Annotated in this window: 23 protein-coding genes; 14 read left to right on the top strand and 9 right to left on the bottom strand. The window is 45.9% G+C overall.

Features of this window, described 5'->3' with window-relative positions; all coding sequences use genetic code 11:
• Positions 1-27: 27 nt before the first annotated feature.
• Positions 28-978, bottom strand: coding sequence for a TonB family protein (locus tag ACM64D_RS06460; protein ID WP_415062375.1), 951 nt, complete (start codon positions 976-978; stop codon positions 28-30).
• A gap of 134 nt (positions 979-1,112) precedes the next feature.
• Here ACM64D_RS06460 and ACM64D_RS06455 point away from each other — a divergent pair, with 134 nt between their 5' ends.
• The 3 genes from ACM64D_RS06455 (at position 1,113) to ACM64D_RS06445 (ending at position 4,701) form a co-directional block, all read left to right on the top strand.
• Entirely contained in the window at positions 1,113-1,838 is a 726-nt protein-coding gene (locus ACM64D_RS06455) for a Stp1/IreP family PP2C-type Ser/Thr phosphatase (protein ID WP_415062374.1), read from the top strand.
• Between the two features lie 20 nt (positions 1,839-1,858).
• Complete coding sequence (locus tag ACM64D_RS06450; protein WP_415062373.1) at positions 1,859-2,863, top strand: M23 family metallopeptidase; 1,005 nt, start codon at positions 1,859-1,861, stop codon at positions 2,861-2,863.
• Positions 2,864-3,084: 221 nt separating this feature from the next.
• Entirely contained in the window at positions 3,085-4,701 is a 1,617-nt protein-coding gene (locus ACM64D_RS06445; RefSeq protein WP_415062372.1) for a methyl-accepting chemotaxis protein, read from the top strand.
• An 82-nt stretch (positions 4,702-4,783) separates the two neighbouring features.
• On the opposite strand, the gene ACM64D_RS06440 is transcribed toward ACM64D_RS06445, so the two are convergent.
• Complete coding sequence (locus ACM64D_RS06440; RefSeq protein ID WP_415062371.1) at positions 4,784-6,952, bottom strand: hypothetical protein; 2,169 nt, start codon at positions 6,950-6,952, stop codon at positions 4,784-4,786.
• 340 nt (positions 6,953-7,292) lie between these two features.
• Here ACM64D_RS06440 and ACM64D_RS06435 point away from each other — a divergent pair, with 340 nt between their 5' ends.
• Genes ACM64D_RS06435 through ACM64D_RS06425 form a run of 3 tightly spaced genes read left to right on the top strand, consistent with a single transcriptional unit; the run spans position 7,293 to position 9,879 of the window.
• Complete coding sequence (locus tag ACM64D_RS06435) at positions 7,293-7,838, top strand: hypothetical protein (protein WP_415062370.1); 546 nt, start codon at positions 7,293-7,295, stop codon at positions 7,836-7,838.
• A 55-nt stretch (positions 7,839-7,893) separates the two neighbouring features.
• Positions 7,894-9,075 carry an acetyl-CoA C-acetyltransferase gene (locus ACM64D_RS06430; RefSeq protein ID WP_415062369.1) on the top strand — a complete coding sequence of 394 codons (1,182 nt, stop codon included), beginning with the start codon at positions 7,894-7,896 and terminating at the stop codon, positions 9,073-9,075.
• A 45-nt stretch (positions 9,076-9,120) separates the two neighbouring features.
• Positions 9,121-9,879 (top strand): SDR family oxidoreductase, encoded by a 759-nt coding sequence (locus ACM64D_RS06425; protein WP_415062368.1) that lies wholly within the window; start codon positions 9,121-9,123, stop codon positions 9,877-9,879.
• A gap of 8 nt (positions 9,880-9,887) precedes the next feature.
• Here ACM64D_RS06425 and ACM64D_RS06420 read toward each other — a convergent pair whose 3' ends face one another.
• Entirely contained in the window at positions 9,888-11,207 is a 1,320-nt protein-coding gene (locus ACM64D_RS06420; protein ID WP_415062367.1) for an HD domain-containing protein, read from the bottom strand.
• Between the two features lie 189 nt (positions 11,208-11,396).
• Here ACM64D_RS06420 and ACM64D_RS06415 point away from each other — a divergent pair, with 189 nt between their 5' ends.
• A complete protein-coding gene (locus tag ACM64D_RS06415) occupies positions 11,397-12,035 on the top strand; it encodes a transposase (protein ID WP_415062366.1) in 639 nt (212 codons plus the stop codon).
• Positions 12,036-12,050: 15 nt separating this feature from the next.
• Here the strand turns inward: ACM64D_RS06415 and ACM64D_RS06410 are convergent, their stop codons facing one another.
• Positions 12,051-12,809 (bottom strand): substrate-binding periplasmic protein, encoded by a 759-nt coding sequence (locus ACM64D_RS06410; RefSeq protein WP_415062365.1) that lies wholly within the window; start codon positions 12,807-12,809, stop codon positions 12,051-12,053.
• Between the two features lie 298 nt (positions 12,810-13,107).
• Between ACM64D_RS06410 and ACM64D_RS06405 the strand changes: the two genes are divergently transcribed.
• The 3 genes from ACM64D_RS06405 to ACM64D_RS06395 all read left to right on the top strand — a co-directional run bounded on the left by ACM64D_RS06405 (position 13,108) and on the right by ACM64D_RS06395 (position 16,643).
• Positions 13,108-13,953, top strand: a complete 846-nt coding sequence (locus tag ACM64D_RS06405) for a flagellin (protein ID WP_415062364.1) — start codon at positions 13,108-13,110, stop codon at positions 13,951-13,953.
• Between the two features lie 544 nt (positions 13,954-14,497).
• Positions 14,498-15,331, top strand: a complete 834-nt coding sequence (locus tag ACM64D_RS06400) for a flagellin (protein ID WP_415062363.1) — start codon at positions 14,498-14,500, stop codon at positions 15,329-15,331.
• A gap of 151 nt (positions 15,332-15,482) precedes the next feature.
• On the top strand, positions 15,483-16,643 hold the full coding sequence (locus tag ACM64D_RS06395) for a hypothetical protein (protein WP_415062362.1): 1,161 nt from the start codon (positions 15,483-15,485) through the stop codon (positions 16,641-16,643).
• Here ACM64D_RS06395 and ACM64D_RS06390 read toward each other — a convergent pair.
• From ACM64D_RS06390 to ACM64D_RS06375, 4 genes are all read right to left on the bottom strand, one after another.
• Entirely contained in the window at positions 16,608-17,378 is a 771-nt protein-coding gene (locus tag ACM64D_RS06390; protein ID WP_415062361.1) for a LysR family transcriptional regulator, read from the bottom strand. The two genes, ACM64D_RS06395 and ACM64D_RS06390, sit on opposite strands and share 36 nt — an antisense overlap.
• 12 nt (positions 17,379-17,390) lie before the next feature.
• Positions 17,391-18,878 carry an ABC1 kinase family protein gene (locus ACM64D_RS06385; protein WP_415062438.1) on the bottom strand — a complete coding sequence of 496 codons (1,488 nt, stop codon included), beginning with the start codon at positions 18,876-18,878 and terminating at the stop codon, positions 17,391-17,393.
• Between the two features lie 61 nt (positions 18,879-18,939).
• Positions 18,940-21,474 carry a ribonuclease R gene (rnr, locus tag ACM64D_RS06380; RefSeq protein WP_415062360.1) on the bottom strand — a complete coding sequence of 845 codons (2,535 nt, stop codon included), beginning with the start codon at positions 21,472-21,474 and terminating at the stop codon, positions 18,940-18,942.
• A 123-nt stretch (positions 21,475-21,597) separates the two neighbouring features.
• The gene (locus ACM64D_RS06375) at positions 21,598-22,653 is read right to left on the bottom strand and encodes an outer membrane beta-barrel protein (protein ID WP_415062359.1); all 1,056 of its coding nucleotides are present in this window, start codon (positions 22,651-22,653) and stop codon (positions 21,598-21,600) included.
• A 213-nt stretch (positions 22,654-22,866) separates the two neighbouring features.
• Here ACM64D_RS06375 and ACM64D_RS06370 point away from each other — a divergent pair, with 213 nt between their 5' ends.
• From ACM64D_RS06370 to ACM64D_RS06355, 4 genes are all read left to right on the top strand, one after another.
• Complete coding sequence (locus ACM64D_RS06370; RefSeq protein WP_415062358.1) at positions 22,867-22,998, top strand: hypothetical protein; 132 nt, start codon at positions 22,867-22,869, stop codon at positions 22,996-22,998.
• 196 nt (positions 22,999-23,194) lie between these two features.
• Positions 23,195-24,235 (top strand): hypothetical protein, encoded by a 1,041-nt coding sequence (locus ACM64D_RS06365; protein WP_415062357.1) that lies wholly within the window; start codon positions 23,195-23,197, stop codon positions 24,233-24,235.
• 169 nt (positions 24,236-24,404) lie between these two features.
• On the top strand, positions 24,405-24,689 hold the full coding sequence (locus ACM64D_RS06360) for a DUF4258 domain-containing protein (RefSeq protein ID WP_415062356.1): 285 nt from the start codon (positions 24,405-24,407) through the stop codon (positions 24,687-24,689).
• A complete protein-coding gene (locus tag ACM64D_RS06355; RefSeq protein WP_415062355.1) occupies positions 24,686-24,883 on the top strand; it encodes a DUF2283 domain-containing protein in 198 nt (65 codons plus the stop codon). The genes ACM64D_RS06360 and ACM64D_RS06355 overlap by 4 nt, the downstream gene beginning before the upstream one ends.
• A gap of 168 nt (positions 24,884-25,051) precedes the next feature.
• On the opposite strand, the gene ACM64D_RS06350 is transcribed toward ACM64D_RS06355, so the two are convergent.
• Positions 25,052-25,348 carry a hypothetical protein gene (locus ACM64D_RS06350; RefSeq protein WP_415062354.1) on the bottom strand — a complete coding sequence of 99 codons (297 nt, stop codon included), beginning with the start codon at positions 25,346-25,348 and terminating at the stop codon, positions 25,052-25,054.
• Positions 25,349-25,619: the final 271 nt, after the last annotated feature.

The following is a 25,619-nucleotide window of genomic DNA, read 5'->3' as shown; positions in this document are numbered from 1 at the left end:
GGAAGGACTGGGCTCGCGGAGGAACCCTTAGACTTCGAGGACAAAATCCCAGCGAATTTTAACGGTCCCATCTCCCTCGATGATCCCCTTGGGAGGGTTGGGGAAGGGAGCTGCGGCTCTAAAAGCCTCGATCGCGGCATCGTCTAAATCTCTCACGCCCGAGTCGCTGAGTACTTGCACACGAACCAGGGTGCCTCGATCGTTAAGAACGATCATCAGTTTGGTGATACGGTCTTGATTGGTGGCAGCGGGAGAACGACCTTCTTTAAAAAGCTTCGAAAGCTTTTCACGAACACGTCCTTCCCAGTGTTGAGACAACTGTTTACGAATACGGTTATAGTAAGAGTAGTATTTAAATTCGCGTGTATTTAGAACCGTCTCTAAACCCACTTCCACGTCTTTGATATAATCATTCGTTTGGCTTGTTTCGGCCCCCGTGCCGGTGTTTTGTTCGCCGTTACCTCGACCTTCGCCAAGACCGGATTTTTGCTCAGCCAACTTCTGTCTTTCAAGGGCTTCGCTGGCGTCGAAACTTTTAAAAAGATCTTTAGCGATCTGTTTTTTGGATTCTTCAGCAAGGGAGGCGGACTTCAGTTTTCCGTCTCCTTTCGGGCCCGTCTTCTGCGGAGCTGCTTTTTTTAGATTCTGAAAGTCTCCGCGTTGAGCGGCGACGGTCTGCTTTGTGACTTTTTGATTTTTTGCGCTCAAAAAGCGGGCATTGTCAGGGGCTTCTTCGTTTGCAGAAACTTCATTCTGTTCAACTACTTGATTGTTAGGAGCAAGAGCTTTCCTGCGCAAAGCCTCTTCGACTTTCGCCATCTTTTGAAAATCTTCCGGAGTCAGAAAGTTGATGCTTACGGTTTCAGTCTTCGGCGCAGAGGGTGTGAGACTCTCCACCAAGACCAGCGCACCAACCACAAAAAAGTGGACGGCTAGCGAAAGCAGCACATACATTCTGAAAGACGGTGACTTCATCATAAGACCTCACCCCTTTCTATCGGTAGTATGACACTTTAAATGAAGGCGATGGTGAGTCTGGTCCTCAGAATGCGACTCTAGTCTAGGACCGGACTTTGACTCTTTTGTCAGCTTTGGGTGAAAATGAAACATCTATGAAATTTGACTCGTGGTATTTAACAGACAGAGGGCTTCGACGTGATTCAAACCAGGACTCGTGCCTTATCAATAGAGAGCTCGGGCTCTTTATTGTGGCCGATGGGATGGGCGGACATTCTGGTGGCGAAGTGGCCTCTAGTATGGCTGTGGAGACGGTGGAAGAAATTATGCTTCAACCTGAGGCTCATCGCAAATCACCGCGAGAGTTGATCCTTGAGTGTTATGAGGAAGCCTCTCAACGTATTTTTGATAAAGCGGCAAATGAGCGTCCCGAATTAGCTGGAATGGGCACCACGATGGTGATGGCTTATGTTCGTGGCAAACATCTTTATGTAGGCAATGTCGGCGACTCTCGCTGTTATCTTTTCAAACGTCCTTATCTGTGGCAGATCACCGAAGATCATTCGTTGATCAATGAACAGTTGCGAGCCGGAGTGATGAGCGAAGAGCAGGTGCGCCAATTTGTGGGACGAAATGTCATCACACGCAGTGTGGGTTATGAACGAGATGTCTACCCTGACATCATAGAGAGAGAGATTTTCCCAGGGGAGATCTTTTTGATGTGCTCAGACGGTCTTTCGGGATTAGTCGAGGATTCAAGAATTTCTGAGATTTTGAACCAAAATACACCTGACAAAGCAGTGAAAGCTTGTGTAGAACAAGCCTTGGCGAATGGCGGAGACGACAACGTCACGGTCATGCTGCTGCATTTTCATGAATAGATCCCGAAGGAGTCTGAGAGTTGGATAAAAAGAAAGTCACGCTGTTTATGGTGAGCAATCAGACGGGGAAAACCCGTAAGATTGTGCTCTCGGCTGCTTGGCTTAAAGCCATCTCTTTTATTTCTGCGATTGTGATCATCATTTTTGCGGCTGGGCTTGTGGATTATTTTGGTTTGCTTTTGCAAGCGATGGAAAACAAGCGCCTTAAAGCTGAAAATGCCCAACTCATCAAGCAGTTCCAAGTGGTCGAAAGTAAAGTGAGTGCGCTTGAGAACTCTTTGGAGCGCGTAAAGACCTTCACGACTAAATTGAAGTTGATCACCAACGTGGATGCTGAAGACCGTATCACCAAGTTGACGATGGGGCCGAAGCCCGCGGCAGGCCAACAGGTAGAAGAGTATGAACCGATGGAGCAGCGTCAAGAGGGATCTGAACTGGCGGCTCAAGACCAGGTTTTTGCCAATACAAAACCTCTGAATGATCAGGTCGGCGAGTTGGCCAACGAAAATGCGGATAAAGATTACGCCTCTTTGGTCGTACGTATTGATAAGGCCGTGAAGGAAACCCAGTTAAAAGAGCAAAGTGTTATTGATTTGTGGGAGAGTCTGTCGGAAAGACAGAGTTTGCTGAACTCCACACCCAATATGAAACCCGCAAAAGGTTGGATCACCTCACGCTTTGGCTATCGTATTTCTCCGTTTACCGGGAAAACAACCTTGCACGCGGGTTTGGATATCGCGGCGGCGCCGGGATCTCCAGTTTATGCGCCCGCCGATGGGGTGATTGTTTTTGCCAGCTATGATGAGTCATACGGAAAGTTGATCACGATCGACTATGGTTACGGAGTGACCACTCGTTTTGGACATTTGTCTCAAGTCTATGTGCAGGCGGGACAACGCGTGAATAAGTGGGATGTTGTCGGAGCTGTTGGAAACACCGGGCGATCCACCGGGCCTCACTTGCACTATGAAGTGCGCATCAACGGTACGGCTGTTGATCCTATCAACTATATTCTTGATGAATAGGCTCCCATAAAACACAATGCGGTTTTCCGCCTTGAAACGGGAGAGAAAATCTTCTCGTGTTTGCAGACGACATAAGTATTTAATCACATTGTTGTTGAGATTTGTAAATTCCTTGATGGCGTCCAATAAACACAGCTTATAAAAATGAGTTTTATTAGATCTCCGTGAATTTATTTTGACGGATATTTAGATTTCTAAAACCACCTCCGATACAAACCGCCATGTCGAAGGCGCCAATCGTCTTTGATTTTAACTATACCGTTTTGGGATGTCGGGGGCGATTCATGTTTAGTAAGTTCAGTTTGAAAACAAAAATGGTTTCAGCGTTTGTGGGTATCTCGCTGCTGCTACTGGTGGTCGGGGGAATTGGTTGGTATTCAAATCGACAGGTGGTGCAGATCTATGATGTCATTGCCAATCAGAATTTGCCGAACGTGCAGGCTCTGGGACGTATTAGATATCGTGCCCAAGAGGTCAATCGCACAATGTTGCGAAGTGTGATGGCAAGAAACCCCCAAGAGTTGGAAAAATACTCCAATGATTTCAAAGAATCTTTGGTCGTTTACGATGATCTTACAAAAAAATACCTTGAGGTCCCATTCCTTCCCGGGGAAGAAGCCTTGTTTAGTAAAGTGGAAGACGCTTGGGTTAAATTTACGGACAAAACCAAAGAGGTCGTGGCGCTGTCAGGAAATGCAAGCCGCCAAAAAGATCTTGATAAGCTGATGGACGAGGTTATTCCGGCCGTTCGTAAAGATCATGCGGATCGTCTTAATGAACTGTTAGTCTTTCATGAAGAAGAAGTTAAAAAATCAAAAGCCACTGCTGCCGAAATTTCAAGTCGAGGTGAGGTCATGGTTGTGTCAGTCATCTCTATTGGTTTCTTAGTTGCGACCTGTATTGGATTCTTCTTCGCGAGCTCTTTGGCCAAATCATTAGGCCGAATCAGCGAAGATATTTCTGGAGCTGCTGAGCAGACATCCTCTTCGGGGACTCAACTTTCTGCCGCCAGCCAACAGCTTTCTGCGGGATCTTCTGAAGCGGCGGCTTCATTGGAAGAAACTGTGGCGTCGCTGGAAGAACTGTCCAGCATGGTGAAACTGAATGCAGATCATGCCAATGAGGCCAATGTTCTTTCTCAAAAATCCAGAGACTCGGCCCAGTTGGGTGAATCTGAAATTACAAAGCTTATCGGAGCTATGGAAGACATTGCCAACGGATCTAAAAAGATCGAAGAGATTATCACCGTCATCGATGATATCGCCTTCCAGACAAATCTATTAGCTCTCAATGCTGCGGTCGAAGCGGCGCGAGCTGGCGAGCAAGGGAAGGGTTTTGCCGTGGTTGCGGAGGCGGTAAGGACTTTGGCGCAACGAAGTGCAGAAGCTGCGAAAGATATTACCTCGTTGATTCATGATAACGTTTCTAAGAGCGAAAACGGGGCCCGAATTGCGAGTCAAAGCGGTGCGGTTCTTAAAGATATCGTGGGCTCTGTGAAGAAAGTGGCGGATCTGAATAATGAAATTTCCGTTGCCAGTCAGGAACAAGCCAGCGGCCTAGAGCAGATTTCAAAAGCCATGAATCAATTGGATCAGGCGACCCAGGGCAATGCGGCGTCTTCTGAAGAAGTGGCAGCTTCGTCCGAGGAAATGTCTTCTCAGGCGGTGTTGTTGGCCGATCTGGTTACGGATCTACGTGGGATTGTCCAGGGCCAGAATGAGTCTCATCCGAAGACCGTGGCAACAAAGAAGACGTCAGCACCTTCTGCCAAAGTCTATACCCCCGCGTTTGCGAAAGAGTCCAGTTCGCGAAAGGTGGGAGATGCTTCGGGATTTTAAAGGTTGAAGATATTTGAGGAAATAAAAAAGCACGAGGTTTGAACCTCGTGCTTTTTGGCGTTTGGAGACTGAGAAAAATCTTTTACTGATTCATTACTGATACTGCAGGCATTGGACATTGCAATGCTTTGAGTTTTTGACTCACAAGATTTGCGTCTGCTTGAAAACCCTTTTGTACCAAAGTGGCTTTAGCGGAATCAACAACTGATTTGATGTAAGTTCTGCCGTTAAGTTGAGTATTGCCACGACAAGCTGTGACAACGGAAGAATCCATCTTCACATCTAAAACCGGATCAATCATATCACAGAAGAATTGCACGGCACCCAAGTGATCGATCGCTGCGGACCAATCCAACCATGCAGATTCAAGTTGCTGACAGACCAACTCATGCTCACGAGATCCCATAGGGAGTTGATTCAGGTTGAGGTTGCCAAGGGCCTGAGCGACTTTGATGCTTTCTGTTTGAACCTTTGCATCGCGATAAGGCATTCCAGTGATACCGATTTTAACATCGAGGCCACGGCCAGCGTCAGTCAGACTGAAAGAGCCGTTACGAAGAGCTCTCATATCAACAACCAAAGCCGAGATCGCTTGATCATGCATTTTCTTGGTGTGTTCGATCCAAGCAAGAACAGGAGGATTTCCGAATCCCCAAGCACTGCGGGAACCGAAAAGACCTGACTTGAGATCAACCATACGTTGAGCAAGCTCTGAGCGATCAATGATAGAGTTGTCTTTTGAAAGCTCTTGCATTGCCTTTTCAACACGCTTGATAGTGATCTTTTCTGTTTCGATACGAGTGAATTGAACTTTCCATTGGCGGTACTCCGCATTTCTAGAAAGTTCTGTTTCAAGGGCTACTTTACCTTGGTTTACCGCTGCCGCCGTCAAGATGATAGATTGACGAACGCCTGATAACCACGAGCGTCCCGCTTGCGCGCAATACTTCAAAGAAGTTTCATCTTCATGGGCTTTCAAAGCATAGTCAGAGATTCTTTTCATTGAGTTTACATGAAGTGACTTCATTGTAACTGCTTGAAGCTTCTGGGCGCGATCACCTTGAGCCGTTACGGATTCAAGATTTACAAACGCAGAAGACGGGAATGTTTTTCCGTCTTGAGCCCAATTTACAAGCTCGTTCGCCAAAGTACACACCATCAGGTCATCGCCATTTTGAGCAAGTTGACTTTCGACAACATTCAAGTCGGCGCGGTCGTTGGCCAACTGAGCCTCAATAGCCGCGTTGGTTTTTGTGATCGTGTCTTTGTATTTGAGAAGGGCTGAAAGTTCACGAGTGGGATTTGCAAACTTGGCGTTGTAAAGATCCACGCTTTGCTCAAGCTCTTGAGTGATCTTGTCGATCTTACCGCTTTGAGCCAGTTGCATGAAACGCACTTTTTTCGCAACCTTGGTGAATTGACAAGTGTTTTGCAAAACCGCCTTACGGTGTTCTGGGTTTGTCATATCCAAGGTATTTCTATCGATCATCTTGCTGATAGCAGAGATCCCGCTCGTTGCAATGGCGCCACCGATAACGAATGGAAGGGCTGGAGCCAAAGCGGCATTCATGGAAACAGCAAAAAGAGCGTAGGGAGCTAAACCGTTGATAACGTCATTCAAAGCTAGAAGAACTTTACCGGTCGACATTGTTTGGCGACCACACTTTGAGTTCAGGAAGTTATTGTTGTTAACAATGTCTCCCAGATTCCCAACGGCCGTTAGAGCTGCTGTCATGGTCTGATCAATTTGCGCGGTATTCACAGTGGTTGTATCTTGAGCCTGCATCAATTTCTGTAGGGCGGAGATACTGTCTTTGATTGTATTTCCGTTGTCTTCCAAAGATTTCGCAGAAGGAGTTCCGGCACATTCAGGAGACGCTTTCACTTCTTTATTGAGTGAATCAATGGCGGCGATAAGTTCGGCGTGAGGGCGGTTGTCGAAAAGAGGACAAGTATAAGCCTCAGGAACACGAGCGGCATTCATGCTGGCTTTGCTGGTTCCTGCTTGAGGGCGAGTCGTTACGGCGCCAACATTTGTTTTTGGCGCACTTCCATTGGATTTTCCTGGAGTGGGCGTGGGAGTGGTTGGGAAAAGTCCGGTGTCGCTGCCGCTATCTTCGGGAAATAAATCCAGAGGAAATGAGGGTGTTCCTTCTTTTGCCGCCCAGACCGTTTGAGGGGCGTGAGGAAGAATGAAGCTTGCGGAAAGGGCAAAGACCATTGCACTTCGCTTAACGTTCTTCAGTTTCATAGTGTCTCCATTGTTTAACTTTTCGCCAAGTAACCTTTTTTGCGTGTCATTTTGAGGCACTTCTCAACCCAGTGGTGATTCTAAGTTCTTGGAATCACACTGGTCTAAGTAGAGACCTTTCTTTTCACGCTCGTTCAGGGAAGTCATGGTGCAAGGGTGGTGCTAGGTTGCTCCGATTTGAAACAAGCCCATGGTCGTGTTGGCAAAATATCGTCAACCGCTAGATGGGTAGACGCATTTTGACTCTTTTCTAAGGATTTCTTTGTTAAATGCTTATTATCTTAAATTTAAGAGGACTTGAGGCCTCAATAGTGGAACGCTATTTGAAGGAGAGCATTGTATGAGATTAATCATGACAGTTCTCTTTTTAGTAACCTGCTCGGGAGTTTGTTGGGGCAAAGTGGATTTAAAGTCCACAAAACGCCTTATCATCCCTGTGGATCAGGTGACTCCTAAGATCACTCAAGCGGATGTGGCGCAGGTGGTTCCGATGGATTTCAAGGAAGGTGACAGTCAGAACACAGTCTTCTCACGCATCGCGGACCGTGGATTTTCATTGTGGTTTAATTCTTCTTTCATGAAAGAATCAGCTCTGGGCCGCTTCGCTGAAGAAGCGCAAGAAAAGCTTAAAACAGATGTTGTTGTCCCCGCTAGCACCACCAAGGGTGTAAGTCATAAGTTCTCTTTTAGAATTGAAGCCTTTCAGGCACTAGCAAAAATGGAATACACGGGATGGTTGAGAGCGGCTATTAACTATGACGCCAAAGCGTCCGCAACTGATATTCTGTTTAAAGAAAAAGTCTTTGCGAATAAAGATCTTATCGTCAGTCATCGCGCCAACAAAGACCAGGACCTTTCCATGATTGGTCTTGCGTGGTCTTGGTAATTCGGCTTCCGAGTTTCGATTTGACCCCTGTCATGATCGGGCTTACCCTTGTTTCATGGAAAATATTGTTTTTATCTCTGGAAAAAGAACTCCCTTTGGAGCGTTTGGTGGGTCTCTAAAGGATGTGTCTGCAACGGATCTTGGAGTGGTTGCCGCCAAAGCCACACTTGAGCAGGCGGGACTTTCGCCTGAAAAAATTGATCATGTCATCTTCGGAAATGTCGTGCAGTCGGGTGCCGATGCCGCTTATCTTCCTCGACATATTGGTCTAAAAACGGGAGTCCCTGTCAGTACGGGTGCTTTTGTTGTGAACAGACTTTGTGGAAGTGGTTTTCAGTCTTGGGTGAGTGCCGCACAAATGATTCAGTGTGGGGAGGCCACGGCGGTTCTTGCCGGTGGTGTTGAGCAGATGTCTTTGGTGCCGTATGTGGCGCGCAAAGTTCGTTTTGATGGAATGCGCATGGGGAATTTTGAGTTGGAAGACTTAATGACCTCCGCATTGACAGACGCTTATGCCAAGATGCCCATGGCGATCACAGCCGAAAACTTGGGTGAAAAGTATGGCATCACTCGCGAGCAGTGTGACAAGTACTCGATTCAAAGTCAGCAGCGTTACAAAGCAGCTTTTGATAAAGGTCACTTTGCGCAAGAAATCACGCCAGTGACTGTTGAGGGGCGCAAGGGCGCGGTGGTGGTTGATAAGGACGAACATCCCAAGCCGGATTCTACGCTAGAGAAAATTGCGACTTTGAAGTCTTTGTTTAAAAAAGAGGGACTGGTAACGGCGGCCTCTGCGTCGGGGATCGTGGATGGAGCTGCCTGCTCATTATTGATGAGTGAATCAAAAGCGAAAGAATTGGGATTAAAACCCCTGGCTCGTATCGTGAGTTATGCATCGGTGGGTTGTGATCCGACGATCATGGGCATTGGTCCTGTGGGCGCCGCGCGCTTGGCTTTAAAAAAAGCGAACATGACCTTGGAGCAAATGGATCTTATCGAAGTCAATGAAGCTTTCGCCGCTCAATATCTGGCGGTCGAAAAAGAATTGAAATTAGATCCCGCAAAAACCAACGTCAATGGGGGAGCCATCGCTGTCGGCCATCCTTTGGGTGCCTCTGGAACTCGTATCATGAATCACCTTGTTTACGAGCTTCATCGCCGAAACGCAAAGTACGCGCTCGGCTCAGCCTGCATAGGCGGCGGCCAAGGCATAGCCATCATCATCGAAAAACTTTAGGGTACGCCGTACCTTTTTGAAGTGCATTGCGGCAATTGAGGTTTCATGGAAAATGGATTTAATCTTCGAGAACGCACGGCCCTTATCGTAGGGCCCTTTTCAACAACGGTGCAAAGTTTGATGATGGGTCTGACTCAAATGGGTTCAGACTGCGTTCTTCTCGATTTTGACAATGCCGCCAGCCAACGTTTTTGCAATCAAATCAACGATGGGCGAGAAATCAATCCGAAATTTGGTCGAGCTCTCAGTCTTAAATCACCCATGAAAACGCCGGAGGATATCAAGGAAGCAGTCGGGTCTGCGGCACAAGCCTTCGGAAGCGTGGATTTGTTTATCGATGCCCAAACATACAATAAACCCAATCGCTATAAAATTGGTGAGGCTTTAAGTTATTTGGACGATGAAGTTCAGCACAACTTCAAGAGTTCGGTGCTTTTGACTCATGCGGTTTTGAACTTTCTTAAGAACCGTAAACGCGGTCGTATTTTATATCTTCTGAATGAGTCTTACCCGGACCCTATTCTGGCGGGTGCGCGGGGGGCTTTGGTGCCATTTGCGCAAGCGTTGGCAAAGCAAGTCTCTGAATTTAATATCACAGTGAATGTGCTTAAGCTGGGACTAACGGAAGAGTTTATTCTAGCGCAACATCCTGAAGCAAAATCCATTAAAGAGGCCGTCGAAAAACTTCGTGAAAAAGAGCCTCATCTAAAAATCACGGAACCGGACAAGGTGACCAACACGATCACCTATCTGGTCAGCCAGTATGGTGCTGCCGTGAACGGACAAGTGATCTCTTTAAGTTAAGAACTCTTTTAAGAGAGCTTCAATCCTTTTAAAATTTGGTCAGCCTTGTCGATGTTCTCTGGAGAGACATAGACGCGGTCAATGATACGAGCGCCTTCATAGCGTTGGAAGATCTCCGTCGTTTGATTGATGGGCGCAGGTTGAGCCCAGCGATCGTACTGATCCACCACGTAGATTTGCAAAGCACGCTCTTCCGGGGAAGCCGTGTGGTATTTTGAAAGACGCGCCTTAGAGCTGGTGCGAATGACCTCAAGGCCTTCATTTTCAAGGGCTTTCTTAATTAACTCGGGACGATCTGATTCGGAAGTATTGTGTTGTTCGATGAGAACTTTGAACGGCTTTCGTTCGGCAATTCTTTGTGCCCATGGATTTGTGACGCTGATGAGATGCTCGTGAAGACGATAGTCGTTGTATCGCGTGTACTCGTTGATATCTCCTGGAAGCACGAAGGTGCAATCGGGGGAGGTTAAATAGCGATTGAGCATCTCTTCATAGATGATGCTTTTGTGATGACAGTAAACCATCAAGTGCATGTGATGGCGAGACAGCAAAAAATCATCGAAGGAATAGAGGGCGCGACGATTCAGGGCGAGGAACATTTTGTTCTCGCGACGATGAAAGGTCATGTTTTGAATTAGCCAAGACAGATCAATCTTTCCGTAATTGGTGCCGCAGAAATAGCTGTCTCTCTCTAGATAATCCATGCGATCCACGTCGAGCTCGCTGGAAACAAGCTGACTGAGGATGGGTCTGAAATCGACTCCGCCATCGATGAAGAAGTCATCGGGACAGTGCAAGGCTTTGTCGATTAGACAAGCGACATGGATGGGTTGAATATCGGGAAATTGCTGAAGAATGGTGTCGGCAATCTGAGAGTCGGTAACATACTTAATGGTGTAGTCTTCATGATTCGCGCGACGATTGTGATTCATCACCGTATGGGCCTCATCGCCATACTGTTCTTGCTCTTTATATAGTTTGATATTGAGTTCAGAAAGATGAGGCATCACTTGCTCGGTGGTGTGACTTAGAGGCCCGTGCCCAACATCATGAAGAAGAGCTCCAAGACGAAGAACCTGGCGGAAGCGTGTTTTTACAGAGGGTTTAGAGAAGGGATAAACGCGAAAGATAGCGTCGAAAGTTTCTCCGGCTAAGTGTCCGACTCCGATCGAGTGAATATATCGATTGTGAGTGGCTCCAGGAAAGCTGAATTCCGCATAGCCAAGTTGTTTGATTGCGCGAAGGCGTTGGTATTCGGCGGTGTCAAGAACGGCCACTTCCTGATTAGAATAATAAATCGAACCATGTACCGGATCGCGAATCTCCATCCAATCCCCTCCCGAGGGTACGCCGTACCTTTTTGAATTGCGCTGCGTTGTGCGGCTGAGGCTCTATGTATTCATTTTTGAACGGGGGATGTCAACTATTGTGAAGAGGCGATTTTCGGAAGGGGGAGGAGTGCTGGGTTTAGTAGGTTTCTTTAAAACGTGGTCCATATATTGGAAGGTTGACCCCATATGCCAAGGAAAAAATTTTACCCTACCTCAGAACATCCCTATCACGTAACAGCCCGAACCTCGAATAGCGAGTGGTTTGGAGCTCCGCTTGACGTTGTTTGGGGGCACTTCACCAACTACCTGCACTTCATTTGGAGAGCTTATGATGTCAGGATTCACTCCTTTGTATTAATGAATAATCATTTTCATATGCTGATTTCAACCCCAGAAGCGAATTTGGATGTGGCGATGAACTATCTTCTCCGTGAAGTGAGTAAGCGATTGGGAGAGGAAACAGATCGAGAAAATCAAATATTCGGTGGGCCCTACCATTGGTCTCTCATTAAGAATTCCATCTACTACAGACACGCATATAAATACATTTACCGGAATCCCGTTCGGGCGGGACTTTGCAAGAAGGTGGAAGACTATCCCTATAGCTCTTTGCGTGGACTTCTGGGGCTCGACTATTTGTACATTCCCGCCTACGACACTCTTGACCTCATTCAAAATCCTGCGACTCAGCTGCGTTGGCTTAATGAAGAGTTCGATGATGAATCCAGAGAGGCCATTCGATTGGCCTTAAAGAGAAAAGAATTTGGATTCTCGCGAGACCCAGGATCGGCCAATAGTCATTATTTGGAAAACCACATCGTTTGATTGGCGCACTGCACTTCAAAAAGGTACGGCGTACCTTCGGAAGTAGGTTTGGATGAGGTTATTGAACTCTTCTTCTTGGGCGATTTGATTGAAGGTCTCTAGGTATTTTAAATACTGGGGAGACTTTTTAAAAGCCAATCCGTATCGATCCATCTGCACAATCTTTTTATTTACTTGTAGGGCTTCTCGGTATTCCTTCAGCTTGGGGCTGGTTTTGGTTAGGAACTGAAACATTCCTGCTTCGATGAAAATAAGATCAACTCGTTTGGTTGCCAATTTAAGAAGGTTCAGTTCATCGCTGGAGGTGAACTCCAGTTTGAGTTTGTTAGATTTGTAGAGATCTTTAAAGGAAGGTGCAATGTCATATCCTGTGACGGTGCCTATTTTAAAAGGAACAAGATCTTTGGGGTTTTGCCAGTTTATGACCTTGTCCTTTCTTTCAGCCAACACCCAGGGAGTTTGATAGATGATCTTGGACATCTTAAGCTCCGAAGGGATGTGGTTAAATAGAGAGACAGGGAAAAAGCCAGCATAACGGTCCTCTTGTAAAACCAGGCGCTTGGCTCTGAGATAGGGAGCAAAAGTGACTTTGAGTTCGTAGTTGGCTTTGCGAAAAATCTCTCGAAAGGCGTAGACGCCAGCTCCTTGCTCTGGAAGATCTTCACTCATAAAGGGGGGCGCACTGAAGGTGACCATATGAATGACCTTCTTGGCTCCTTGGGCCGAGGAGACTCCTATTAATAGGCTCCAAAAAATAAGAAATGCTTTAAGCATGCGTAACCTCTTTTGGGGACTAACTCCTCTATGACAATAAACTTTGCGACATTTACTCGTCACTAAGAAAAATGAAAAATATATGCAAATTCAGATGGTTAGATTAACTTTGTCTGTCGCCTTTGTTGGGCCCCCTTGCTGGACTGAAGCCTAGATTTGTAAAAAAATGAGACGTATCACTTTAGGAATTTCTCAAGACACCGATCAGTTAGGTAAGAAATGAACCACCATTCGCACCATGACGGGGCGACTGAGTTTCAAGGATAGAAACTCTGCAAATCTTCAAGGAGGAGGAATTATGGGGTTAAGAATTAACACGAACACAGCTTCGTTAAATGCTCAGAGAGTTCTCTGGGGAACGAAGATCGGTCTTGATAAGAGCATGGAAAAGCTCGCTTCAGGATTCCGAATCAACCGCGCTGGTGATGATGCTGCCGGCCTCGCGATCTCTGAGAACTTAAAAGCTCAGGTACGCGGTCTAAAACAAGCGTCACGAAATGCTCAAGACGGTATCTCTCTCGTGCAAGTAGCCGAGGGTTCGATGAACGAGATCTCTTCGATCTTGATTCGTCTCAGAGAATTGTCTGTACAAGCCGCTTCTGACACCGTAGGTCCTGTTGAAAGACAGTTCCTTAATGTGGAGTACGATCAGCTTGTTTCAGAGATCGACCGTATCGCCGAAGGTACAGAGTTCAACGGAACTCAGTTGCTGGCAGGTGTGGGCTCCATCTTGGACTTCCAAGTTGGTACTAGAAACAACCCTGAAATCGACCGTATCTCTTTCGATGCTTCTAAGGCTGATGCGAATTCCGCCGCTTTGGGAGTCAACTTGACGTCTGTTGCCGATAAAGCTTCCGCACAAAATGCGTTGGCGGCGATTGACCAAGCGATCGTGAGTGTCTCTGCGATGAGAGCAGACTTCGGTGCGATCCAAAACCGTCTCCAATCAACTGTCTCTAATATTCAAGTGTCAGTTGAGAACATGTCAGCCGCGAACTCTCGTATCAGAGATGTGGATGTAGCTGAAGAGACATCTGAAATGACCAGAAATAATATCTTGTTGCAAGCAGGTACTAGCGTACTAGCACAAGCGAACCAACAAGCTAACGTAGCACTTGGACTCTTGAACAAGTCGTTCTCTTAAGCCTAATAAAGACTCCAGCTTTGCTGGAGTCGGCTAAGTAAATGACTTTGGTTCCCGGTCTTATCTTCAATGATCAAGATCACCCTCAAGAGAACCGTCTTTAAACGGCGGTTCCGAGTGTACAAGCCCCGAAGCTCTGTTTAGAGCTGACAATTTGATCTGTTTCCTGCGACCGAGGCCGTCGGATGACGACGGCCTCATTTAAGAAAATAGAACTAAGAGATTGGAAGAGCGATTTCTGAAATCTATGACCGCAGACAGAGTGTGATAGGAAGCTTGAGCTTCCATTGAGTGTTCTTAAAAAAGGTTTTTCCTTTTTCTTTTCTTGTGCGCGCAACGCGCTGAATGCAGAAATAAAAAATCTCCGCAAAATAAAATCAAAAACAAAAAATCTGGACTCGAGCAGATGCTATTTTTTTCCGAAAAGTAAGCAGGAACTGTGTATCGCAAGTTCCGAAAATTAATTTAATAGGTGCACGGATCGCGCCTTTAGCCAATGGATGGCAACTTTCACGGAGGAAGAATATGATGCAAGGAGGATAGAATGGGATTAAGAATCGGTACCAATGTGGCAGCGTTGAATGCTCAGAAGAATCTGTACATGACGCAAATAAATGCAAATAGATCAATGGCGCGATTGGCCTCTGGATTCAGAATCAATCAAGCTGCTGATGATGCCGCAGGACTTGCGATCAGTGAAAACCTCAAAGGACAAATCCGAGGTCTTCGACAAGCCAACAGAAATGCCAATGACGGTATTTCGTTAGTGCAAGTCGCAGAGGGCAGTTTGAACGAAGTTTCAAATATGCTCATTCGTCTGAGAGAGTTGGGCGTACAAGCCTCCTCTGACACGATTGGTGAAACAGAAAGAAAATTTTTGGATGTTGAGTATCAACAACTAAAGTCTGAGATTCAGCGTATTACTGAGGCGACGACTTATAACGGTTACGAACTACTCAACGGCACAGGCGGGATGATTGATATTCAGGTCGGAACAAATAACGACCCTTTCCGTGACAGAATCAGTTTTAACTCTGGTGCTGCCAACGCCTCTGTAGACGCCTTGGGATTGACGGCGGAATCAGTGGGGACGAAAGAAGGAGCTCAATTGAGCTTGGATACTATCGATCAGGCCATGACATCGGTGAATGCGATTCGCGCAAACTTCGGTGCCCTACAAAATCGTCTCGTATCAACATCGAATAACTTGTTGATCGCGGATGAAAACTTGTCGGCAGCGAACTCTCGAATCAGAGACACGGATGTGGCTTCTGAGACCTCTGAAATGACAAGAAATAATATCTTGTTGCAGGCAGGAATCTCGGTTCTGGGTCAAGCCAACCAGTCTCAACAATTGGCTTTGAAGCTTCTAGGCTAATAGGACTTAGGGTGGAGGCCGTCTCGAAAGAGACGGCCTTTTTTCGTTTTAAAATGAGTCTCTTGTCATCCGACTTTCATTTACGCCTCTTGCCGCTCAGAGTAATGCGAATCTTATTGAAATATTGAGTTCCTAAGGGCACCAACAGACTATGAAATTTGTTGTAAGCCTTCTTTTTTTTGTGTCTCTGCAAGCTCAGGCCGCATGGGATTTAAATGACGTGTCTTATTTGTTACCTCTGCCAACGGTGGTCGGCGGCGATGCGCTTTTAGGTTTGGAAGCTCCGGGGAAGGGAGGGCCTCTTTTGGAGCCGATCCTCTTGGGGCGAGTTCCGATCTTGGCGATTGATATGGATCGCGAAGAGACCTATCAAGCCCTTCGCGTGATTGCGGTTCGTATTGATCCTTGTTTTCCGTTGCCCACGCCCCAATCTTGTCAAAAGCAGATTCGTTTGGTGTGGCAACCTCTCCAAGAGGGACGACGAAGACAGACACACGCCGTGGATGCAGCCCTGCATAGTTTTTACGTTCTGTCTGATTCAGAGTTTGCCAATCTGCTGACAGATCTTGAGGCCTGGAAAACAAAATACCCAGTTCAGACGAACTTTATTCCTTTGCAGGTACATCCAGCGTGGGCACAACAAGGAGATCGCAGTCCGGCCCTTCGAGATTTTCAAGAAATTATTAAGAAGTACGCTGGACGGGCCAATCTCACGCGTGTCACGGCCATGGTGCTTCGTGGGGCGGCGGATATGTGGGCTTTTGCAGGGTTCGAGTTGCGCGATGGCCAACTTGAGCTTTTTGGGGTGCCCCGATTGAAGGGACGATTGGCTCAATCATTTGTGAACGTCGCGGTGCCTTCGGATCACTTCGCTGGCGGAGGCATGTCTCCACCTCCGAAAGGAAGCGACACGTTTGATAATATCGTGGCAGAGTCAGTTCGCCTTGGGGCGGGATCCGAAGAACTTATCCGTCAAGAAGTGAAGGCAGCTTATCGTATTGAAAACCCCAAAAACTTTTCGCCTGAGAATATGGACTGTGTCAGTTGTCATGTTGCTCAGCCCGCCATTCAATGGGTTTTAAGAAAGCGTCCCGAGCTTCAGGTGGATCAGCTTTGGAGCTCCGAGATTTATAAAAATGCCAAATATAATCTAACGAATAGAAGTCCCGAGGTTTGGAACACGCAAATGATCCGAGGTTTGGGGTATTTCGGTAAGAATATGGCGATCAGCCAGCGCGTGATTAATGAATCTGCCGAAGTGGCTGATAGTATTAATCTACTCTTCAATCGCCAGCGTAAGATTATTCCATAGGGTCGGATTCAGAAGCTCTGAGCCGATCATCAAAACGGGTTCGGCATCTTTGGCGCGCCCCCTTTTGGCTTCGGTGGGAAGGTTTCCGGTTCCGCCGTTTTTTTCAAACCAAGAACGGCGAATTGACAGGGAGTTTGAGACAAAAAGATGTGGAAAGGTTTCCAATTCTTTTTTGTTGGAACGACCATATTCAAACGAGCTCAGCACTGCAAATTTTTTAGAAGATTCAATTCGATCCAGTCTTTGGAAACCGAGTTCGCTCAAATATTTAAACTTTTGGCGGCCGGGGGTTTTGGAAGTAAAGATAAGGTCCAAATTACCGGAAAGAAAATTGGCTTCGAGCTCGTTAAGGTCAAAGATGTCCAAGGTGATTTTTTTAACTCCGACTTCTTCAAAACACAGGCGAGACGTGTGAAGGGCGAAGTCAGACAGCCCCTCAAGGGTTCCAATATGAAGCTCAGCGACCATTTGGTTGTTGCTGATTCCCTGCAGCTCCGTCTCTAAGCGACGGCTGGATTTTTCAAAGATATCTGAAAGTTGGAAGGCGATGGTGGTCCACCCTGATTTTCTTTTGGCGGAACGATCCAGAAGGACAATCTTCAGCTCGTCTTCGATCTTGGCGATAATGCGAGAAAGTTGAGGTTGACTGAGGCCGACATGAAGAGCGGCCGCAGAGAGATTCTTAAAATGAATGGCCTTGGTTAGAACACTCAATTCATAATACAGGTGCTGCATGATCTCTCCGCTTTAGGGTTTCCGAATATAGTTTAGAAACGCAATCATACCTAAGACAATGGCCAGCAAATAGCCGATAAAACTCATGGTCGGCATACCGGCGATGTGATTCTCGGTGTTGTGAACAAAAATAAATGAAGAACTTAAAATCAAAGCCGCAATGATCACTCCCAAGAATAGCAGATTGGAAGAACTTTCGACCGATCTTTTAAGCTCTTTGATTTCGCCCACTTTAAGTCGGAAGGCGTGATCAGGGCTGTTAATTTTACGCAGAAAGAAGTTCAGCTGTCGGGGAAGAGCATTCAAGAAAAGTTTTGATTCCCGCGCCATCTGAGTCATGTCGTTCATAACTCGCTGAGGACCGTATTGGGTTTTTGCCAGTTCCCCGGCAAATTCTAAGGAATAATGGAGGAAGTCGAAGTCCTTGTGAATTTTTCGTCCCATGCCTTCAATCGAGACAATGGATTTAAAGAACAACATAAGGTCCGTGGGAACTTGCAGGTGGTGACGAGCCGCAATTCCCGATGACTTCATTAGGATCTTTCCTAGGTTGACGTTTTTCAGGGTCAACCCAAAGTAAGGAGCAATGAGTTCGCGCAGATCTTTAGCAAAAAGATCGACATTCACGCGATCTGTGAAGGGTGCCAAGTCCACGTATTCGTAGGCCAGGCGCTCATAATCTTCCTTGGAAAGCGCCAAAAGCATATTTGCAATAGAGGCCTGAGTTCGTGCGTTCAGACGTCCTACCACACCAAAATCAATCAAGCCGATGTGATTTTGAGGTAAAACAAAAAAGTTTCCGGCGTGAAGATCGCCATGGAAAAGACCGTCTTCGAAAACCATTTTTAGATAAGCGCGAAGACCCAAACGAATCACTTCATTGGGGTCGCAGCCTTCTTGAGTCAGGGCGCCTTCTTGACTGAGGGGGATTCCAGGAAGGGCTTCCATAACAAGAACTCGCTCAGTCGTATAGTCAAAATAGACTTTTGGTATTTTGATGTTCTCGTGACCAGCGAAGTTCTGTTGGAAGCGCCGGATGTTATTAGCCTCGACAACAAAATTGGTTTCAAACTCGAGAGTTCTGAAATACTCATCAACGATCCCCACGGGATTGTAGGGGCGTGTTTCGGGCATATAGGTAATCAGAAGGTCAGCAAGCAGATAAAGTACATTCAGATCATCATTGATCGTTTGGATAATGCCAGGACGTTGAACCTTCACCACAACGTTTTCGCCGGTGCTGAGACGCGCTTTGTGGACCTGGGCAATGCTGGCAGAGCCCAAAGGCTCTGGATCTATGCTTTCAAATTTTTGATAAAGCGTATTGCCGAATTCTTCTTTAAGAACAGTTTCAACAGTCGAAAAAGGCAGGGGCTGAACTCGATCGTGCAGTTTTTCGAATTCATTAACGTATTCTTCGGGAACCAAGTCGGGACGGGTGGCTAAAAGCTGTCCCAGCTTTACAAAGGTGGGACCCAGTTCTTCAAAGCTGATCCGCATGCGCTCTGGCATCGAAAGTTTTTCGATGTCAGAGGTGGTATTGAGTCTTTCAATAATGAATTTACCGAGCTTTACCTTTTCCGCGACCTGATGAAAGCCGTGCTTTGCGAAGACCCCGACGATCGTTCTCAGTCTTGCCGCGTTTTTTAGAGTCTTTCCGATCTGGCTTCCGGTCTTTAAGGCTGTCACTATTCTTCTCCGAATAGTCGTCATTATCTCGGAGTTTAGACTGTTCGGCAAACATCAATTTTTTACTGAGTTTGGGCTTGTCTTTAGCAGAGGTCTCGCCGTTGGCTTTGCGATACTCTGCTGGACCAAGGATCATCTCGAGTAAAGTCTTGTCGGGACCTGAGCGTTCATCATCGCGTGGTTGGGGACGGAGGTTGGCTTGCTTTTCGATCTTTTGGATCTTTTGCGCCTGACCTTCTTTGTCCTGTCTTGAGTCTCTAAAAAACTTCGACTTTTGATTTTTATCTTTCTTAAAGTCTTTGTTTTTTTCTGACGGAGGACCTTTTTTAAACTCTTTACGGGACTCTTCTTTGCCACCCTTTTCGAAACGACGAGAACCTTTGTCGAATTTTTCTTCCCGTGGGGGTTTGCCTTTGCTGTGCAATTTTTTGAGGAACCGTTCGGCTGAAACTTCAGCAGAGGTCTTTTCTTCTGCCTCCTCGGTCGCCTCAACGCCGGCCACGATAAAATTGATCTGTCCAAGTTCTGGGTCTGCGGCCGCGACTTGAATACGAATGTTGTCGCCGATGCTGTAGGCAAATCCCGATCGCTTCGCGACCAGGCGCAGATGTTCTTCATCAAACTCAAAGCGGTCGCCACCCAAATCATCCAGGCGGACCAATCCGTCGATGTCATATTCTCTTAAAAGAACAAAGACACCGAATTTCGCCACAGAGCTGATCATGCCGTCAAACTCTTGGCCGACGAATTTCTCCATGAAACGCGCTTTTTTGATGGATTGCACTTGGCGTTCGGCTTTGACGGATCGCTGTTCGGCGGCAGACAAAATAGTTCCTGCGGAAGCAAGATCGTCTTCACTCATCAAACGGTATTGAGAGTTCGGCATAACCTGGTTTTTTAACAAACGATGCACGATAAGATCGGGATAACGACGAATGGGGGAGGTGAAGTGAGTATAAAACTCAAAACCCAAACCAAAGTGGCCGACATTATTCATGCTGTATTTCGCCTGGCTCATGGATCGCAAAGTCAGAATATTTAGAATCTGAGCTTCGGGGCGATTTTCAAACTCTTCCAAAGCTTTGGTAAGTCGCTTTTGCAGCTTCCCTTGGTTGAGCTTGGTTTTGCCGCCAAAGTTTTCCAGATATTTTTCAAGAAGTCGGATGGCTTGTTCATTGGGGGGCTCATGAATACGGTAAAGAGCCGGGATATTTCGACTGGAAAGAAATTTTGCTACACCCACGTTGGCCGCCAACATCATTTCCTCAATCAAGCGGTGTGAGAACAAACGTTCGGACCGCTGGATATCAATAGGAACTCCGGCGCCATCAATGACAAGTTCTGTTTCGGGAATTTCTAGATCTAAAGAGCCTTCTTTGAATCTCTTCGCCATCAGGATTTTAGCTAGATCAGAAAGTCTTAGAATGTGTTCTTTGACGTGATTTAACTTTTCAACCTCGTTGCCGTCGATGATTTCCTGGGCCTCACCGTAAGTGACACGGGCTTTGCTTTCCATCACCGCCTCATAAAAGTCAGAGCTCTTCATCTCGCCGGTGAAATCAAAAAGCATTTCGGCAACTAGACAAAGACGAGGAACGTGAGGGTTCAAAGAACAAAGGCCGTTACTGAGAACCTCGGGAAGCATCGGGACGACATAATTTGGGAAGTAAACGGAAGTTCCTCTTTCGTAGGCGTCCTTATTGATGGCACTTCCGATACGGACGTAATGACTGACATCCGCAATGGCGACATACAATAAGAAACCTTCATTGGTGGTTTCCACGTAGACGGCGTCATCGAAGTCTTTGGCAGTGGCGCCGTCAATCGTGATTAGGCTCTTGTCGCGAAGATCTCGGCGACCTTTGAAGTCCTTTTCATCAGGTACTTCATTAAAGTGTTTCGCTTCTTCGAGGGTTTCTTTTGAAAACTCTAAGGGAATATTGTTAGAGCGAATGACTCTTTTAATGTCCGTCAAAGGATCGAGGGCATTGCCGATGATTTCGGTGACTTTTCCGGTGAACGACTTTCCTTCTTCGGGATAAGTCAAAATCTCGGCTGCCACCAACTCTTTGTCTTTTGCATTCAAAGAGTCTTCCATTTTGATTTTTAAGTCTTGGCCCCAGCCCTTGCCTTCGTCGCGAATGGCTCCGGTGCGTTCATTCATTTTATAGAAGCGTCCCACGACAGTTTTGGTTCCGCGAGAAAGAACGCGAAGGATTTCACCGCGAAAGCGTTCACCACCTTTTTCTGGAAAGACTTCTATGGCCACCTTGTCATTAGTCATAATTCCTTCCATCGAGTGGCGAGGAATATAAACGTCAGCGTGGTCGATATCGTCGGGGATAAAAAAACCGAATCCGTCGGGGTGTCTTTTGATGGTGCCGTTGAGGACTTTTTTCTTTTGCATTTTCAGGCTGTGCTTCCTTTTATTTGAGATTAGCACAACTTAGGAAGTGTAAAAGAATATTCTTTCGTTCTGAGGATCTTGGTGCGCGGCAGGCTTCATGGCCATGAAGCCTGCAAGATAGTGCTAGAAGCTGGCAAGAGCTCCCAGGGTAAAGAGACCGGCCTCTTTTTTGGTGACTAGACCGTCGGTATCAAAGAACACCTCTTTGTCGGCCTGATCCATACGATATTCGAGGTAAATTTTGAAATTGTCGTTCAAGGCAAGCTTATCTGAAATAGTTGTGGAGTTGACAGTTTCAGCAGCTCCGTAACCAATCTCATTGGCTCCTCGAACCATTTCATATCGGACTGCAAAGTTGTGCATGCCGATACCATAAGTGATAATGGTGCTCGCGGAATCCGCCCACTGCGTATGAGATGTTTCATTTTTGCGCGTGTAAGAGTCATAAGTGACGGCTACCATTAGATTATCCAAGATCTTATAGCAGGCCCACACGCTCGAAGAAGATTTGTCCACAGTTCCTGTTGTTGGGGCCACGGCGGCATCGGTGCCAAGAAGGTAGCCGGCAAACCAGGTGAAGTTGCCCAAAACGCCTGTTAGAGAAAGTTCTGTGGTCTTTGTTGGTGTGTAGTCTTCTCCAAAAACACTGTAAGTCGTTTGGTTATAAGTGGATAGGGTTACGATCAGCCAGTCAGTTGCCACATATTTCGCGCGTAAACCTTCGCCATAGCCGGGAACGATGCTTTGATAAGCGATGGTATTGTTATAGGTGGCGTTTTCAGATTTTAGCAAAGATTCATAGCCCATCGTAGTGAGGAATCTTCCGAAGCCAATTTGAAGTTTTGGAGTTGCCTTATAAAAGACTTCCACTTGATCAAGAGTTCCAAGGTTGGCCTTATTATTAGTAGTTCCATCTTTTGAATATTGAGTGGGGACATAAACCAAGCGTCCCAAGAAGGAAATCTGATCAGTCTCTTTCTTTAAAAGAGCTTGGGCTTGATTGAGGCGATAGGTTTCATTGGTGGCATCACCAGTGTAGGGAATGGCTTTGCTTTTGGTGGACAAGAAGTTGTAGTCAAAGCCAACTTCTCCGTTGACTGTAATTCCGGCAATATCGGCCGCATATGCGATGCTGGACCCCATCAGTAGATTAACTATGAGGATTTTCAAAATATTCACGCGATCTCCTTTTATATAAGACTTGAAGTCTTTAATTTGGATAAGAGTATGGCTCTTGCTTTTGTTCTGTAACGTAAAAAAGGAGTAAAACTAGACCATGATCTAGTGCGCCAACTCTATTATGAAGTTTTGCGTCAATGGTCAGAAGAGGTCCACAAAATGGACCAAGAGATGGTCGCTAATTCGCCTCACTCAAGATAAATCGCAGGTAAAGTGGGTGTTGGTGTTGTTGTCTTAAAATTCGCTGTGGGAGCGGATTTCAAGGCGATGAGTGGTGAGAAAAAATTAGCGAAAGAACAAACGGGTGTCGGCAGTGGAGACTGTGCTCTGGAAGCAACAGAGTGAAAAAGATCTGATGAAATTTTAGGCGATGTAAAGGGGGCCAAAAATTTTTGTTGTTGATCTTGGCCTAGGTCCTCATTAGCATTTTTTATGTACAGAATTAGAAAAATTTAAAAGTTAAGGATTTTAGACTTTTAAACAAATACGCAAACGAAAGGATGCAACAATGAAAAAACTTTTAGTAGTAGCAGCTTTGACTATGGCAGCAGCTCCTGCAATGGCGTCTAAGGCACGTGTAAGTGCTTTGGCGAACTCACGTCAATTGGTAGACGTACAATACACATTCGAGAGACCATACCTTCTTCACTCTGTTGGTGAGTTGGTAACTGTTGAGTGGGGTCAATCCGGTGATGGCGCGGCTAAAGAGCCTCACGCTGAAGGTGGTTTGATTAAGAAGCACGGTGAGTCTGTTTACGGTATCTACTTCGGTCGTAAATCTGCTGACTTCAACACGGCAGTTAGAACTGCTTCTGGTGCGCCTTTGAACTTCACTGTTCTTGAAGAGCAAAACCCAATGAATCTTTTCTACGGCATGAAGTCTGGTGACCTTTCTTGGGGCGCGACTTTGAAGTACAGCAACGGTAAAGACGATTCTAAAAAACAAAAAGCGACTTCTATGGGAATCGCGGCTGGTGTGACTAACGGAACTTGGGAAGCTGAGTTGGTGTTGGGTCTTGCTGGTAAAACTGAAGAAGAAATCGCTGGTGTAACTCACACTGTTGAAAGCAAAGGGAACACTAAGCTTGGTTTTGGTTACAACTTGTCTGATTCTATGCACGCTTATGCAGACTACAAGATGTCTAAAATCGAAGGTGACACTTCTGCAGTCGCTGGCGTTGAAGCAACTGTTGAAAAAACTAACTTGAATGTTGGTTTCATCAACACAGTAGCTAAAAACGACGATGCAAACGTATTCTACGGTGTTGCATACAGCATGGAAACAATCAAAGATGATTCTGAGACTACAGCTCTTCCAGTTTGGGTTGGTATCGAAGCTAACGCAACTTCTTGGATGGTTATGCGCGGATCTATCAAACAAAATGTTCTTTTGAACACAACTAAAGACAAAACTCCTGGCGGAGCTGGCGACGCAACAGATCTTGATTCTGTAGTTGCTGCTGCAGGTGTTGGTATCAAGTTGAACAAAGGTATGCTTGATGCTACTTTCACTCAAGCGGGTGCAGGTACTATCAACTCTGACCAATTGTTGTCTAACGTATCTTACACTTACAACTTCTAATTTGAAGGCGTAATGTAGAACGCTAAAAGCCCAGGTAACCCCTGGGCTTTTTTATTTGTACGGCGGTCCACTTCTTGTTGGATCCTTCCGAATCTCGTATTGGATTATTCTCCAGTCTTAATTGTTCAAGTTTATTCTATTCACACTCTTTGCATGGCGCCTCAATGTAATGGCAAATTTCAGAGGAGAGGCTGTGTTTTACATTTTTTCGAAACATGCTGAGGAAGAGTTAAGGCGCCGGGAAATACCCGAAGATTTGGCAATCTCAGTCCTTCTTCATCCAGAACAGATTGTTGATGGTTATAACGGGACAAAAGTCTTTCAATCTTGTGTTGTTTTTCCCAATAGGCGGTTATACTTGCTTCGGATTGTGGTGAATGTAAAAGCATCGCCAATACTCATAATTACGGCCTATAAAACAACTCAATTAAAAAAGTACTGGGGGCTAAGATGAAAATTACATATGATGCTCAGGTCGATATTTTGAGAATTATTCTATGTGAAGTTCCAATCGCAGAAAGTAGTGAAGAAAAACCGGGAGTCATTCTAGACTATGATGAGAACGGCAATGTTGTTGCTTTCGAGATTATGAACGCCTCACAACGAGTCGATAATCCACGTGATATCAAACTAGCCGTGAATGAATAGTACCGTTGTAAACAACTCAGTCCTCGCCTTATATTAAGCTCAAAGTTTTGGCTGTGTGTTCGGCGATGACTTCTTTAGTTTGTTCTTCGGGCGACGGAACACCCATCATTCTATAGGTGGAGCGAAAAACCCAGTGGAGCGATCTCTACCTGGGTTTTTTCGATGGACTTAAGCTACGTGATGTTTCTCTTTGGGCGTAAGAAGACCTAACAATACCAGCTTTTGATGGTCCACATCGCTTGCTGGAATAAATCCCTTCTCCATCAATTGTGATGCATATGTCTTATTAATTTTGAACATGTAATATAGATTCGCTAACCCAAATGTAAATAAGCTTACAAAAAAAGGCGTCCACATTCCTCTAATCATGCCAACTATGGGGCCAAAAAAGAAGTAGGTCCAAGAGAAACCCTCAGGACATTCTTTAATTAATCCAGTTTGTGTGTGCTTAAAATTAATAGACATTTTACCTCCAAGTTCAAACCTCTTCGGATGTAAATAAATTAAACTTTAGTTTGAGTCGGAAAAAGGTAAACTAGGTTCTCGGGGAAAGAAAGCCTGGTTTTTGGCAGCTGTTAAGTTCTGATATTAGCGTGTACCAGTTTGAGAAGACGCAGTACCAGCTTTAGCAACTTGAGCTTTTAGAAAACGGATCTCGACTAGACCTAAACGTCATTCATTTCGTCTCTTTCTTGGATTAATTTTGATTTTGATCAATAGCAGACTTCACAGAGAA

It is taken from the genome of Bdellovibrio sp., from assembly GCF_047637665.1.
GTDB lineage: Bacteria > Bdellovibrionota > Bdellovibrionia > Bdellovibrionales > Bdellovibrionaceae > Bdellovibrio.
This window is presented reverse-complemented; position numbering and strand designations above follow the sequence as displayed.